Origin of the sequence: Ochrobactrum sp. BTU2 (assembly GCF_024539785.1) — a bacterium.
Lineage (GTDB): Bacteria > Pseudomonadota > Alphaproteobacteria > Rhizobiales > Rhizobiaceae > Brucella > Brucella anthropi.
This window is the reverse complement of the sequence record NZ_JAHWRG010000001.1, coordinates 14,209-27,100: the sequence shown is the minus strand read 5'-3', so window position 1 is coordinate 27,100 and position 12,892 is coordinate 14,209. Positions and strand designations below refer to the sequence as shown.

The window sequence follows — 12,892 nt, the reverse complement described above, 5'->3', positions numbered from 1 at the left end:
GCAGGCCATGTGCCCAATTCCCAGAAGGTTTTTGAGGATGATACCATCCCGTGCTTCAACGTCATCGATCCGCTTGAGCGACCTTGCCCATCCTATCGTGGCGGGCCTAATCTCCGTCATTGTCAATTATGGCGGCACATTCATTCTTGTTTTTCAGGCCGCAAAGGTTGCGGGATTGAGCCCGGAACTGACTGCCTCCTGGGTTTGGTCGGTTTCGATTGGCGTCGGGCTTACCGGCCTTTATCTCAGCTGGCGCTACCGCGAGCCGATCATCACCGCCTGGTCGACGCCAGCTGCTGCCTTTCTTGTAACGGCACTTGCCACCACATCCTACGCCGAGGCAATCGGCGCTTTCATGATTTCGGCTCTCGCATTTGTCATCCTCGGCGTGTCGGGCTATTTCGAGAAAGTCATCCGGCTGATACCACCAAGCATAGCTTCAGGGCTTCTGGCCGGCATTCTGTTGCAATTCGGAATAGGGGCCTTCGGCGGCACCACCACCGACCCGTTGCTGGTTGGACTGCTGATTGTTGCCTATGTGGTTTTGAAACGGCTGTCCGCCCGCTACGCCGTAGTCGGCATTCTCGTGCTCGGACTGGCCTTCCTGCTTCTGCAAAACAGGGTCGACCTGTCTGGACTGCGACTGGAGTTTGCAACTCCAGTCTTCACCATGCCTGCATTCTCTCTCAATGCCCTGCTGTCCGTCGCGCTGCCATTGTTCCTCATCACACTGACGGGACAGTATATGCCGGGGATGCTGGTTCTGCGTAATGATGGTTTCAAGACCAGCGCCAATCCAATCGTTACCGCAACAGGTCTCGGCTCGCTCATCATGGCGCCATTCGGATCGCATGCCTTCAACATTGCGGCAATCACGGCAGCAATCGCGACCGGGCCTGAAGCACACGAAAATCCATCCAAGCGCTGGATCGCCGGTATTGCAGCGGGCGTGTTCTACATTCTCGTCGGCATATTCGGTGTGACGCTCGCAGCTGTCTTCATGGCCTTTCCCGCAAGCTTTATCACAACGCTCGCAGGTCTGGCCCTGTTGGGCACGATAGGCAGCAGTCTGGCTGGAGCCATGTCAGACCCCACGCATCGCGAGGCAGCATTGATTACCTTTCTCGCATCCGCCGCAAACATCAATCTCTTCGGCATCGGCGGTGCTTTCTGGGGACTGATAATCGGACTGGTTGCCTATATCGTTCTCAACGGTCGTCTGCCGCGTCGTGAACGGACCGAATTGAGCGTGAGCGAAGGAGCTGCAAAATGACTGCCAAAAGCACTGGAATGACCACTTCCATCATTTCAATCCAGAGCCAGGTTGTGCACGGGCATGTCGGCAACAGCGCTGCGGTTCTGCCCATGCAGGCCCATGGGTTGAATGTCGCTGCAGTCCCGACGACCTTGCTGTCCAACAATCCGCATTTCGAAACCATGCGCGGGCGGGTTCTCGAATCCGAACTGGTCGGCGATCTTCTGCGCGGCGTCGAAGAGCGCGGATTGATTGAAACAAGCCACTATATTGTTTCCGGCTATCTCGGCTCTCAGGCAAACGGGAATGTGGTCGCCGCGTTCGTCGAACGCGCCCGCCAGATCAATCCCGACATAAAATACATTTGCGATCCGGTCATGGGCGATATGAACCTCGGGATCTTCGTTGCCGATCAGGTGGTGGAATGTATCGTTGAACGGCTTGTTCCGCTAGCCGATCTGTTGACACCCAACCAGTTCGAATTGGGTCTTATCGCACAGACAGATGTAACCTCCTGGGCTGCACTTGAAACCGCGGCGGGGCGTGTGCAGGCACTTCACGGCGCGCAGCTGGTTGTGACCAGTTGCGAACTTGCCGACACTCCTGAAGGCTTGCTGGAAAACATCGTCTTCGACCACGAGACCCGCACGCGACTGATATCGCCGCGCCTGCCGATCGTACCTGTGGGGACTGGTGACCTTTTCACCGGCCTTCTGACCGCCAAGCTTACGCGGGGGAATACATTGATCGAGGCAGCCCGCAGCGCCGCTGCAACTGTGCTTGAAGTACTCAGGCGTACCATGGAGGCGGGTGAACGTGACATGCAGCTTGCCAGTGTCATCGATGCGCTCATTCCGAGCGAGAATGCTCAAGAATGAAATTCCAGACGATGCTTGTCAGATGAAATAATAGCTCAGCGCGATGAATCTGCCGGCTGTTCAACTGTTGCCCCGTAGTGCAGTCGGGATTTGCCGTGCAGTGTATCCCTATAAAGGAAACGGAAGAAGAAGGCGTCGCCCGTTCCGCGCAGAAGTCTGGCGAATATCGCGACCAGAACAATGGAGAAAATCAATCGACCGAACAGGACGACATAGATATCCGCGCCAAGAGCCACCACGATCAGCGTATCTTCGATCAGGCTGTGGCACAGCCCCATGAAACTCGACGCGAGAAAGACGTCCCGAGGCTGAATGTGTCCGCGCTGTGCTTCACGGATGATGAGACCTCCACCATAGGACAGTCCCAGCACCAGCCCGACCACGGTCAATGGAGCGGCATTTTTCGATATGCCGAGCAAGCGCAACAAGGGTGAAAGAAGCAGGTTGAGGAAGCGTGTCACATCCAGCGCGTCCATTGTTCTCAGCACGGCCACCAGACCGAGCAGGACGATAAATATCCAGACCAGCGTGGAGGCCGTATCGGTGACGAAGCTGCTCCAGCTTGAATCGTAATGGCCCGGCACCCAGCTCGGTGCAGTCGGTTCTGCCAGCCAGCCGGTATGACTGGAAATCAGGTTGATCCCCCATGCGAAAGCAAGTCCGCCAACAAGCCGTATCAGCGTCGAGACGATCAGGCGCGGGCCTGCCTTTTGTACGATACGCTGTTCGATGGGAAGAGCATGAGCGAAGAGGAAAAGCGAACCGAGGATCGTCACCTGAGCTGTGGTGAGCGTGTCGACCGGCAAGACGGCGAACATCACCACTGCCCCGCTCCACACGCCAACCAGCAGGTTCATAGCCCAAACAAAACCGGCTTCAGGCGGCAGCCCCACGAACTGCATGACGGGAGCGAAGGCAGGAGAAATGGCTTTGATCAAGCCCATCTCGATTGCCAGCTGCGTCAGCACCATCACCGGCAGCATGATCTTGACGAGCGTCCAGTAGACGCCGATCGCCTCGCGCAGGATAACCATGCCGAATGCTGCCAGTCGCTTTGCCAATCCAGTGGCCATCCCGTCCCCTCCGCTTTTGTCCGGAGCGTGCGACAGATCAGGGTCGATGCTTTCGGCTTTGGCGAGCAGAAAATCAGCCCACGCACGCCGATGCAAGCCATATTGCTTATGCTTCACGCGATTTATCGGGATTAGCGAAAGTCCACGACGATGCCGGTTGCGATAATCAGCAGAACCGTTGCGGCAATGACGGTGTAGACGTAATCACGCTCGCGCAGAAAAAGATACATCGTCAGCGCGACCCGGATGATCGGCAGGAGAATGAATACCGCAATACCAGCTTTCACGATGTCATAGCCGTTCAGTGCAAGCGACGGTGGTTCAATAGAAGTCATAACGACTCCGACCGCGATCAAGGCAGAAGCGAACCATGTGCCATACCAAAGAAGCGCTGCAATGATTTTGTCCCCTCGTCCGGCGTCTGCGGTAACTTTCATTCTAAGCCTCTAAATATCTCTATACCGAAAGCGCTCAGAAGCATCTGGACCGCGAGAACAAGGAGAACCACGACGAAGAAGATGCGCAGTTTTTCCGCTGGAAGGCTCATCAGCAGGCGAGCGCCGACCAGCGCACCGATGACCGAACCAAGCGCAATCGGTCCCGTGATCCCGATATCGATGTCACCGCGAACAAAATAGGCGCTTGCGCTTGCAGCAGCCGTCACGCCGATCATGAAATTGGAGGTGGCGGACGAGACCTTGATAGGAAGTTTCAAGGCGGTGTCCATCGCCGGGATTTTCAAAACGCCCGAGCCTATCCCCAGAAGGGCCGAGACCAGTCCTGCCCCATACATCAGCGCCATGCCCAGCGGAACATGGCCGACGCGATAGTGCACCTCCTGCCCGGATATGTGATCGGGAAAGCTGGAATGCAGTCGCAGGCTTGTGGCGAGGCTCTTCGCATCCGGCATCGCTGAGCCGATTTCGTCGCGCCGCCGTACCAGCATCTGCTTTGCAGAAAGCACCAGAATGGCTGCGAACAAACCATATAGAACCGAAGTCGAAACGATTCCGATCAGAAGCACGCCGGTCAGCGCACCAAGCGTGGTTGCCGTCTCAAGAACGACCGCGAGCCGGACATTGGTCAGCCGTCGCTTCAAAAGCGGAGCCGCGCTGCCGCAAGAGCAGGCGATGACCGAAACAATGCTCGCCCCGATAGCGACGTGAATATCCACGTCGAAAAACAGCGTAAGCGCCGGCACGATGAAGATGCCGCTTGCCATGCCCAGCACGCCACCGAGCGCGCTTGCCCCGAAAGCCGCTATGAACAGCCATAAAGCCAACATTTCACCCCCGGCTATCTTTGGCCGCGCGGTCGCCGGGCCAGGCGAGTGACAAAGCTGATGAGATCACCGCGATAGTGAAGCTTTTCGTAGTCGATTGCCCGATGCCCCTCGGTGTAGGACGTGCGCTCGATCAGGAAGACAGCGCTGCCCGGCTCGACTGCGAGGGCCTCCGCAACATCTGGCGAAGCAGTGACAGCCTCCAGCCGATACTCCGCCTCGACAAGCGGCAGATCATATTTGTCTTCCAGCAGTGTGAAGATCGGCTCGACGTCCAGATCGTGCGTAACAATCTTCTCACCGATTTCACGTGGCAGATATGTTTCATCCAGAGACATGGCGACGCCGTCAGCAAGCCGAACGCGCCGGATCCGCATCACCAGAGCTCCGGACGGCAGAGCGAGCTGGCGCGCAACGTCTGCATCGGCTGGCACTATCTCCGTGTCAAGCAATCGTGCCGTCGGCGCGCGGCCAAGCGCCTGCATGTCTTCGACGAAACCGGTCAGCTCCGTCAATTCCTGCGTGATTTTGGGCTGGGCAACGAAGGTTCCCTTGCCGCGACGAATTTCGACAAGGCCACGCGCGACCAGATTCTCAATGGCCTTGCGAACGGTCGTCCGGCTGACCCCGAAACGTTCGATCAGGCGATCTTCTGGAGGAAGCTGACTGCCAGCAGGCAGAGCGCCGGCTGAAATATCGTCCGCCAGCGATGTTTCCACCTTGGCATAGAGCGGAGCATGATCTTCTGCGATTTTCATCAGGAGATAGTGACATCATGATGTCATGATGTCAATGAAACTCACCGGCTGAGTGAACCTTTTCATTAGTTGTTTGTTAACCATGCTGGAGGACATCGCCATGCAGTTGATTTTTTGGATTGAGTTAACAGCGATCCTGGCCGTCAGCGCTGTTGTCTTCGGCATTACCTGGATCGAGATCCACAGAAAATGACGCGCTTGTTATTTGCCGATCAGATTTGGCTGTGGTCAGGCGTCATTTTTTCAACGGTCGTAGGCCTGTATCTGCTGTGGAGATTGCCCCATTGATTTCAGTGGGCGCTCCCTGTTACCGCGCAGTATGCTTCAGATAATCCCTTTCAGACGCAGAAGCCCGAAGGCGGCAATAGTACTCGCATCTTTGATATCGCCACGAAGGATCATCTCGACGGATTCCCCGATAGGAAAGCGGCGGCAGATAAGCCCCTGCTCTTCGGCATCGAGGTTGGGCTTTCCCATTTTCAGTCCTGTAGCGAGAAAGATATGGCACTTGTTAGCCGCAAAGCCGTAGGCTTCGTAAGTCTCTCCGAGATAGACCATTTCCTCAGCGGTCAGCCCGGTTTCCTCTCGCAGTTCTCCGCGAGCCAAAGTGAGCGGATCGACGTTCTCCTGCTCCTGCCAGGCCCCTTGCGGCAGTTCCCAGAAGCGGCGCCCGACGGGATAGCGGAACTGTTCCACTAAATAGACGCCGTCTTCGTCATCCATTGCGAAAATCATTGCGGCATCGTTTTTCTCGACAACGCCATAAATGCTTTCGCTGCCGTCCGGATAAACAATGCGGTCCTCGCGAACCTTCATCCAACGATTTTCGTAGACCCGTCTGGATCCCAGCGTTTTTATTTCCGACATCCAGCCTCCGGTCGAAACCTGCCGCTCTCTTTTACAGGCTAACGTTAAGGCTTTCCCATCGCAACAGACGGTTGAGTTGACGCGCAAACTGCGCCAAGGTGTCGGCCATGATTGATTGGCCACTCATATTTGCCAGCCTGCTAGCTATCGGCGTGGCAGTGTTTCTGATCTACTGTTTTGCAGTGATGATTTTTGCCAAGCCAGACGGCAAGCCCGTCGAGCCGACGACAATCGACACGGTCGATATGCTCCCCTTCATGAATCATGACGCTGATTGATATCCCGGTCTCAAATGCCAGCTGCCCGCGCATCCCGGAATCTGTCCGAGCGCAGCACTACCACGCGAATTTTCCTTGTTCACTGGATGTTTTGGCATTGAATGCCTCGTTTTCAACGCGGCGACAGTGCTAAAAATGCTCCTAGCAAGAAATAGAATTATTCTTAAAAACAATGCCCGAAACACAACATCACAAGAATGTAATTTAGTACATTTTATAACATCATTATATCATAAACAGACTCCACGATCAGCTCTATATCTTGCCATTGGAGATGCAGACCATGATCCACTCGACATCGAATACAGTCGCCTCAGGCGCACCGGAAGCCGGTGTTCGTGCGTTTGGCAATTCCGGCAGGCTTCAGGAATTGCTTGCCAAAGTCGAAGATGCCAAGCGCAAGGCCAACAACAGCTTGCGACGCGCCCAGTCCGCGCCTGAGCCACATGTAACGACGAATTCCATTTTCGTGTCTCTCTACGAAGAACATCTGCGAGACCGGGAATTGTTGTTTTCATCATTGCGGCAGCTTGATGATATGCGCAAAAATGCGAGTATCTGAGGCGACGCATCCATGAACATGCTTTGCCGTGAAAGAATGACCCAGAATTACGATCAGCCTGAATACGCCGCGCCTTCTGCCGATCTGTCCCGTATGGCTTTGACCGAGGAGCTCGTTTCGCTGAGCCTTCGGCTTGAGGTTGATCGCGGTCCTGATCCGAGCCGGGCACCGATCACCGACAATGAGGTCGCTGAACTGGCGGAACAGCTCTTTCACGAAGCAGGAGACAGCCCGCTCTGGGTTTTCGCCTATGGCTCCCTGATCTGGAAGCCAGATTTCGAGGCGGTGGACTCGCGCGCCGGAACGGCGAGCGGCTGGCACCGTTCATTCTGCCTTCGGCTGACCCGCTGGCGCGCAACGATGGCCCAGCCGGGCCTTATGCTGGCGCTGCGACCGGGCGGCAGCTGCAAGGGTATTGCTTTCCGGCTGTCCGATGAGGACCGCCTTGGACAATTGCGTCGAATGATCCGGCGCGAAATCAGTTCGATTGACGATGCCTATTCCATCCGCTGGGTTTCGATCGACACCGAGGATGGGCCAATACGTGCACTCGTTTTCTGGGCCGGACCGCGTGGAGACAGGCTTTCGGACAACATGCCCCTGACCTCCGTGGCACAATTGCTTGCGCGCGCCTGCGGGCATATGGGCTCCTGCGCCGAATATCTCTATCTCACCGTCAAGCATCTGGAAGAAAAAGGCATCCGCGACCGCAACCTCTGGGAGTTGCAGCGTCTGGTCGCCGAAGAGATCATCAGCATTTATTGCGGGGATATGCCCACGCAGAGCCTGAAACCAGCCTGAACGGAAAGCTGCGCGCTAATCCTGATAGGCCAGACTATCACTGAAATTGCCGCTGAAATTGCGCCCGGCTTCACGGGCGATATTGGCCACAAGCGTGATCAGGCGCGTCGCTGCGCTTTCGAGATAAATAGCGCTATAGCTCGTCGCCGGGAAAACGGCATTGGTATTCAGCACCTGCAGCTCACCCGTCCGAAGCTCTTTCTGGATCACCACCGGCGGAATCACGGAAATCCCGACACCAGCCGAAATCATGTTGATCGTTGTGGTGAGCGAATTGGAATAATGAACGGTCGCGTCTTTCAGGCGCTCTTCCGTGAAATAATTGATGATCTGCTGATAATTATAGGAACCGCTCTCATAGGAAATGAGATTGCAGCCAAGCAGGTCATCGCGTGACAGCATGTCTTCAGCCCCGCCCGGAAACTGATTGCTGCGCGATATCCAGAACATGCCGAAAGTGCATATGTCGACGATGCGCAGGTTGGGCGTAGGCTCGGGCTTGATGGCGAAAACGATGTCGAGTTCCCGCTGCTCCAGCTTCTGCACGATCCCCTTCGATGATGAGGTCGTGATCGAGATGCGTATCTGCGGGTAGCGCTGGCGGACGATATCGAGAATGCCCGGCAATATGGTCATGGCGAGGCTCGGAACGATGCCAATCTTCAGCGTGCCTTCAAGCCCGTTTTGCGGACTCAGACTTTCCACCAGATCATGATAACGGCGTACGACATCGCGCGCGCCCTCGACAAAGGCTTCGCCTTCCGCCGTCAGATTGACGTCGCGGGCATCGCGGTCGAAGAGCCGGAACCCCAGTTCCTGCTCCATCGCGCCGATACGATTGGATATCGCCGCCGGGGTCATATTGAGGCGAGCCGCCGTCGCCCGGAAATTACGCAGTTCCGACAACCAGATCACCGTTTCCAGAAAACGGATATTCATGGACGGGCATGTCCCTTCCCATTTCAATCACCCGCGCGCCTGCGTTTCTTGAAGTCCCTTATCGCGCTGCGGGCAATCAGATTCGTCCTTTCCTTCTAAGACACTTGCGGGATGAAAATAAGCAAATAGTCATATTCCATCCCACAAATGATCAGGGCCGGCCGAAACCGGCCCGTATCGGATCAGCTTCCCGCGTGGGCGAGAATTTTCTTGGTGGCGCCAGACACGTCACCGAGCTTGAGGCCGGTTTTCACCGAAGCCTCACGCACCTTGCCCTTGTCCTGTATATCGAGCGCGCGCGAGGCAACCGCGTTCACTTCGTCCCGCGGCAGGACCAGAACCCCGCTCTCATCGGCCAGAATGGCATCACCGGGATTGACAACCACACCGCCGCAAGAGACCGGAATGTTGATGCCACCGCCCAGATCATAGAGCCGGGTGGTGATGGGCGAGATACCCCTCGCCCACATCGGAAAATCGGAATCCTCGATTTCCGTCAGGTCCGTGCACGGGCCATCCACGATGCCAGCGACCGCACCCGAGGCCTTCGCAGCGATGGTCACACCGCCGCCCCAGCACGCATAGCGGTCGTCGCCCATCCGATCCACCACCAGAATATCGCCGGGGCGAAGCATTCCGGTTACGTGGTGAAGCAGGGTGGAATCCGGACCCGGTATGGCGATGGTGACGGCAGTACCGACCACACGGCGCTTCGGGAGGAGCGGCTGGATGGAACGGTGCATGAAACCGAAGAAGCGCCAGTGTCCGACAGTGGCTGTCTCGACCCCCGACAGAAGCTGGAGGTCACCGGCAGCAACCTGCTCCGGCATGGGATTGATCGTATACATATGAGGCCTCCTATGCGCAGGCTTGCAACTGCTTGCCGATACGGCGATGGCTGATCATGGGGATGAGCGAACGCACACGTTCGATCTGCGCGCGCTCGATGCGCGCCGTCACGAAGCCGACGCCGTCAGACGCGCGCGCCACAACGTGGCCCCACGGATCGCAGACGAGCGAGTGACCATAGGTATGACGCCGTTCGCCATTCGAAACCGTGCTGCCGGTCTGGCCGCAGGCGGCAAAATAGGTCTGGGTTTCGATGGCACGGGCACGCGCCAGCACTTCCCAGTGGTCCTTGCCGGTTTGCAGCGTGAATGCGGCGGGAAGCACGATGACATCGGCACCGGCCTTTTCCAGCTCCAGATAAAGTTCGGCAAAGCGGATGTCGTAGCAGATCGCGCAGCCGACCTTGAACCCGTCAAGGTCATAGACGACAACATTCTCGCCCGGCTTGACGGTTGCGGATTCCTTATAGGCCGTCCCGTCCGGCCCGACGATGTCGAACATATGGATCTTGCGATAATGCGCAATCTCCTTGCCTTCGCGATTGAAGACGAAGGTGGAATTGTAGATCCGCTTTTCGTTTGGAACCTTTTCCATCAAGGTTCCGGCATGGACGAAGACCTTGTGCTCGCGAGCAAAGTCCTGCGCCATCTTGTAGGCAGGACCACCGGGAACGCTCTCGGCTGCCGCAAGTTTTTCTTCCGGAGTACCGCCGTAATATTCGAAATATTCGGGCAGCACGATCAGGTCCGGAGAATCCGTACGCACGGCATCTTCCATCAATCCCCGCGTAATACGCAGGTTTTCTGCCTTGTCGGTCTGCGGGCTCGTTTGGATCAGGCTAATCTTCATTTCTTCCTCCAGCGAATGAGTGGGTATTCAGTTCAGTCAGGCAACCAGGGCTTCGCTTTTCAACATGTTCACAGTCGAAACCATGCCCTGGCGAAGCGTCATGTTCTGGGTGGCGACGACCAGCATCGCGGCGCCCTCTTCCTGTGCGAAGCGCCGTTCGGCTTCAGTCCAGGCGGGCATGATCCATGGCTTCCCGGCAGCGCGTGCAGCCGTCGCACAGCGGCGCAGATCGGCCTTGTCGTCATCATTGAAAGCGTAGGCTCCCCGACCACGCGCAAGCGCCAGATCCGAAGGGCCGGGAAACAAGCCGTCAACCGTATCGAGCGCGATAATCTTCTCGACGTCGGCAAGACTTTCCGCCGTCTCGATCATGGCGAAGCATTTGGTGCGCCTGTTCTCTTTTTCGAAGGCATCGGTCGCCGGGCGGGCATAGCCGAAAATGCGGCCACCCGTATAAGAGCGCGTGCCGACCAGCGGATATTTTGCAGCCTTCGTAACCTGATGCGCATGTTCCACGCCGAGAATATGCGGAACGATGACGCCATCCGATCCGAAGTCCAGCGCCTGCTGAATGGCTTCTGGCGTCGGTGCCAGCACCTTCGTCAGGGTGGAGAGACCTTGCGCCTTGGTGAAAGCCAGAAACTGGTCCAGCGTCGACAGGTCGAAGGTTCCGTGTTCGAGTTCCAGCACGAAGGATGAGAAGCCGCAGGTCCGGGCAATTTCGAGATAGCTGAAATGCGGTTGCGACATCCAGAGGGCGATATTTTCCATGCTTGCAGTCACTTTCAGTTGGGAGGTTATTTGCCGATTGTGCGTGACAATCCGAGTGTGCGTTCGATGACGAAGATGATGAGCAACGTGGCCGCGATCAGCACGACCGAGATGGAAGCGGTCATCGGGTCGGTGCGGCTTTCGACATAGTTGAAGATTTCCACCGGCAGCGTCGTCATGCGCGGTCCGGTGATGAAGAGCGAGATCACCACCTCATCGAAGGACAGAAGGAAGGACAGTGCGGCACTTGCCACCAGACCCGGCATCATCAACGGCAGGGTGATGCGACGAAAAACGGTGAACGGTGACGCACCCAGCATCGTGGCCGCCTCTTCAACCGATGGCGGCAGTGTCGAGAACGCCGTTATCATGATGCGGATGACGTAAGGGGTCGTCACGATCAGATGGGCGATCACCAGACCGGTGAACGTGCCGAGCAGTTCCAGCCGCACGAAGACCAGCAGAATGGCGAGGCCAAGCACGATGGAAGGCAGAAGCAGCGGCGCGGTAAAGAGGTTCAGCACCGCTTCGCGTCCACGGAACTGATAACGGCGGATGGCATAGGCGGCCGGGATACCTGCCAGAAGCGACAGGACGGTGACGACCGATGCAATGCCGAGGCTGATCCAGAACGCCTGAATGAGCGTTTCATGATGCAGCATTTCCGCATACCACCGCACACCCCAGCTCTGCGGCGGAAAGGTGAGATAGTTGTCGTTGCTAAACGATAGCGGCACGACGACCAGAATGGGGGCCAGCAGGAACAGATAGAGCAGGCCGACCAGAAGGCGGAATGGCAATGAAGTTGAACCAATCATCTCGTTTCTCCTTTGCCAATCAGTCGATGCGACGTGCGATGCGGGAATAGACCATCAAGGCGAGACCGAAGATGATCAGGACAATGACGGAGGTTGCGGCGGCTCGCGGCCATTCAAGCTGGATCACAGCCTGATCGTAGATTTCCGTCGCCAGCAGGAATACGCGCCCGCCACCAAGCAATTTCGGTGTGATGAAGGAGCTGATTGCCAGCACGAAGCAAAGCAGGCAGCCGAGTGCGATGCCCGGCAAGGTGAGTGGCAGGATGATCCGGCGAAACCGCGTGAAGGCATTGGCGCCGAGGGATGCCGCAGCCTCCTCAAGCGAGGCATTCAGGCGCCCGAAACCGGCAATCAGCGACAGCGCCATGTAAGGGATCAGGATTTCCACCATCCCGATGAATACGCCGAGCGTATTGTTGACGAGCCTGATGGGGGAGGAAATGATGCCGAGGTTCATCAAGGCTCCATTGACAAGTCCCTGATCGCCGAGAAGCACCATCCAGCCATAGGTGCGCACCACGCTGCTGACGAGCAGCGGCGAGACCGTCACCACGAAAAGGAAGTTGCGCCAGACCGGCGAAACACGGTGCAGGAAAAGCGCAATCGGATAGGCACAGATAAGCGTTGCCAGCGTGATGAACGCGCTCAGCCAGAGCGAGTTGAACACCAGACCCCAATTGAAACTGTCGGTGAAGAAATTGATATAATTCTCGAACGTATAGCGGTCTGTCAGGACACCGCCGCTCTCGCTCTGCAGGAAGGATATCTGCGCCAGGTGGGCAACCGGCGCAATGAAGGCAATGAGATTGATCAAGGCCATCGGCAGAAGAAGCGCAACGGCGACGAGGCTGTAGCGTCTGCGCCTTGATGACTTTGCCGGGATGATGTCGGTCGATGTGATCGCTGTCATGA

At 56.9% G+C, this 12,892-nt stretch carries 16 protein-coding genes; 5 read left to right on the top strand and 11 right to left on the bottom strand.

Annotation, left to right across the window (positions count from 1 at the left end; genetic code table 11):
• Positions 1–37 precede the first annotated feature (37 nt).
• A complete protein-coding gene (locus KWJ32_RS00160) occupies positions 38–1,273 on the top strand; it encodes a benzoate/H(+) symporter BenE family transporter (protein WP_010659325.1) in 1,236 nt (411 codons plus the stop codon).
• Positions 1,270–2,133: a pyridoxal kinase gene (gene pdxY, locus KWJ32_RS00155; protein WP_029930005.1), complete on the top strand. Its 864-nt coding sequence runs from the start codon at positions 1,270–1,272 to the stop codon at positions 2,131–2,133. Before KWJ32_RS00160 ends, pdxY begins: the two co-directional genes overlap by 4 nt.
• 35 nt (positions 2,134–2,168) lie before the next feature.
• On the opposite strand, the gene KWJ32_RS00150 is transcribed toward pdxY, so the two are convergent.
• The 5 genes from KWJ32_RS00150 to KWJ32_RS00130 all read right to left on the bottom strand — a co-directional run bounded on the left by KWJ32_RS00150 (position 2,169) and on the right by KWJ32_RS00130 (position 6,236).
• Entirely contained in the window at positions 2,169–3,206 is a 1,038-nt protein-coding gene (locus KWJ32_RS00150) for a hypothetical protein (RefSeq protein WP_029930003.1), read from the bottom strand.
• 131 nt (positions 3,207–3,337) lie between these two features.
• Entirely contained in the window at positions 3,338–3,643 is a 306-nt protein-coding gene (locus tag KWJ32_RS00145) for a DUF1634 domain-containing protein (protein WP_043062254.1), read from the bottom strand.
• Positions 3,640–4,491, bottom strand: a complete 852-nt coding sequence (locus KWJ32_RS00140) for a sulfite exporter TauE/SafE family protein (RefSeq protein WP_029930000.1) — start codon at positions 4,489–4,491, stop codon at positions 3,640–3,642. The genes KWJ32_RS00145 and KWJ32_RS00140 overlap by 4 nt, the downstream gene beginning before the upstream one ends.
• An 11-nt stretch (positions 4,492–4,502) precedes the next feature.
• Positions 4,503–5,246, bottom strand: coding sequence for a GntR family transcriptional regulator (locus tag KWJ32_RS00135; protein ID WP_151610406.1), 744 nt, complete (start codon positions 5,244–5,246; stop codon positions 4,503–4,505).
• Between the two features lie 324 nt (positions 5,247–5,570).
• A complete protein-coding gene (locus KWJ32_RS00130; RefSeq protein WP_235906884.1) occupies positions 5,571–6,236 on the bottom strand; it encodes an NUDIX hydrolase in 666 nt (221 codons plus the stop codon).
• Between KWJ32_RS00130 and KWJ32_RS00125 the strand changes: the two genes are divergently transcribed.
• The 3 genes from KWJ32_RS00125 to KWJ32_RS00115 all read left to right on the top strand — a co-directional run bounded on the left by KWJ32_RS00125 (position 6,221) and on the right by KWJ32_RS00115 (position 7,754).
• Positions 6,221–6,391: a hypothetical protein gene (locus KWJ32_RS00125; RefSeq protein ID WP_155243286.1), complete on the top strand. Its 171-nt coding sequence runs from the start codon at positions 6,221–6,223 to the stop codon at positions 6,389–6,391. The two genes, KWJ32_RS00130 and KWJ32_RS00125, sit on opposite strands and share 16 nt — an antisense overlap.
• A gap of 283 nt (positions 6,392–6,674) precedes the next feature.
• Positions 6,675–6,953: a hypothetical protein gene (locus KWJ32_RS00120; RefSeq protein ID WP_010659332.1), complete on the top strand. Its 279-nt coding sequence runs from the start codon at positions 6,675–6,677 to the stop codon at positions 6,951–6,953.
• A 36-nt stretch (positions 6,954–6,989) separates the two neighbouring features.
• Positions 6,990–7,754, top strand: a complete 765-nt coding sequence (locus KWJ32_RS00115; RefSeq protein WP_235906886.1) for a gamma-glutamylcyclotransferase — start codon at positions 6,990–6,992, stop codon at positions 7,752–7,754.
• Positions 7,755–7,769: 15 nt separating this feature from the next.
• On the opposite strand, the gene KWJ32_RS00110 is transcribed toward KWJ32_RS00115, so the two are convergent.
• The 6 genes from KWJ32_RS00110 to KWJ32_RS00085 form a co-directional block, all read right to left on the bottom strand.
• The gene (locus KWJ32_RS00110) at positions 7,770–8,693 is read right to left on the bottom strand and encodes a LysR family transcriptional regulator (RefSeq protein ID WP_010659334.1); all 924 of its coding nucleotides are present in this window, start codon (positions 8,691–8,693) and stop codon (positions 7,770–7,772) included.
• Positions 8,694–8,875: 182 nt separating this feature from the next.
• Complete coding sequence (locus tag KWJ32_RS00105; protein ID WP_010659335.1) at positions 8,876–9,541, bottom strand: RraA family protein; 666 nt, start codon at positions 9,539–9,541, stop codon at positions 8,876–8,878.
• Positions 9,542–9,551: 10 nt separating this feature from the next.
• Positions 9,552–10,391, bottom strand: a complete 840-nt coding sequence (locus KWJ32_RS00100; RefSeq protein WP_151610408.1) for a carbon-nitrogen hydrolase family protein — start codon at positions 10,389–10,391, stop codon at positions 9,552–9,554.
• A 36-nt stretch (positions 10,392–10,427) separates the two neighbouring features.
• Positions 10,428–11,162 (bottom strand): aldolase/citrate lyase family protein, encoded by a 735-nt coding sequence (locus KWJ32_RS00095; protein WP_125335867.1) that lies wholly within the window; start codon positions 11,160–11,162, stop codon positions 10,428–10,430.
• A gap of 26 nt (positions 11,163–11,188) precedes the next feature.
• Complete coding sequence (locus KWJ32_RS00090) at positions 11,189–11,980, bottom strand: ABC transporter permease (protein ID WP_006470062.1); 792 nt, start codon at positions 11,978–11,980, stop codon at positions 11,189–11,191.
• 19 nt (positions 11,981–11,999) lie between these two features.
• A complete protein-coding gene (locus KWJ32_RS00085) occupies positions 12,000–12,890 on the bottom strand; it encodes an ABC transporter permease (RefSeq protein WP_010659338.1) in 891 nt (296 codons plus the stop codon).
• Between the last annotated feature and the right edge of the window lie 2 nt (positions 12,891–12,892).

Bases quoted from the DNA above. Each gene is read 5' to 3' on its own strand.
- KWJ32_RS00160 (WP_010659325.1), top strand. From the start codon at position 38: ATGATACCATCCCGTGCTTCAACGTCATCGATCCGCTTGAGCGACCTT.
- pdxY (WP_029930005.1), top strand. From the start codon at position 1,270: ATGACTGCCAAAAGCACTGGAATGACCACTTCCATCATTTCAATCCAG.
- KWJ32_RS00150 (WP_029930003.1), bottom strand. From the start codon at position 3,206: ATGGCCACTGGATTGGCAAAGCGACTGGCAGCATTCGGCATGGTTATC.
- KWJ32_RS00145 (WP_043062254.1), bottom strand. From the start codon at position 3,643: ATGAAAGTTACCGCAGACGCCGGACGAGGGGACAAAATCATTGCAGCG.
- KWJ32_RS00140 (WP_029930000.1), bottom strand. From the start codon at position 4,491: ATGTTGGCTTTATGGCTGTTCATAGCGGCTTTCGGGGCAAGCGCGCTC.
- KWJ32_RS00135 (WP_151610406.1), bottom strand. From the start codon at position 5,246: ATGAAAATCGCAGAAGATCATGCTCCGCTCTATGCCAAGGTGGAAACA.
- KWJ32_RS00125 (WP_155243286.1), top strand. From the start codon at position 6,221: ATGATTGATTGGCCACTCATATTTGCCAGCCTGCTAGCTATCGGCGTG.
- KWJ32_RS00120 (WP_010659332.1), top strand. From the start codon at position 6,675: ATGATCCACTCGACATCGAATACAGTCGCCTCAGGCGCACCGGAAGCC.
- KWJ32_RS00115 (WP_235906886.1), top strand. From the start codon at position 6,990: ATGACCCAGAATTACGATCAGCCTGAATACGCCGCGCCTTCTGCCGAT.
- KWJ32_RS00110 (WP_010659334.1), bottom strand. From the start codon at position 8,693: ATGAATATCCGTTTTCTGGAAACGGTGATCTGGTTGTCGGAACTGCGT.
- KWJ32_RS00105 (WP_010659335.1), bottom strand. From the start codon at position 9,541: ATGTATACGATCAATCCCATGCCGGAGCAGGTTGCTGCCGGTGACCTC.
- KWJ32_RS00100 (WP_151610408.1), bottom strand. From the start codon at position 10,391: ATGAAGATTAGCCTGATCCAAACGAGCCCGCAGACCGACAAGGCAGAA.
- KWJ32_RS00095 (WP_125335867.1), bottom strand. From the start codon at position 11,162: ATGGAAAATATCGCCCTCTGGATGTCGCAACCGCATTTCAGCTATCTC.
- KWJ32_RS00090 (WP_006470062.1), bottom strand. From the start codon at position 11,980: ATGATTGGTTCAACTTCATTGCCATTCCGCCTTCTGGTCGGCCTGCTC.
- KWJ32_RS00085 (WP_010659338.1), bottom strand. From the start codon at position 12,890: ATGACAGCGATCACATCGACCGACATCATCCCGGCAAAGTCATCAAGG.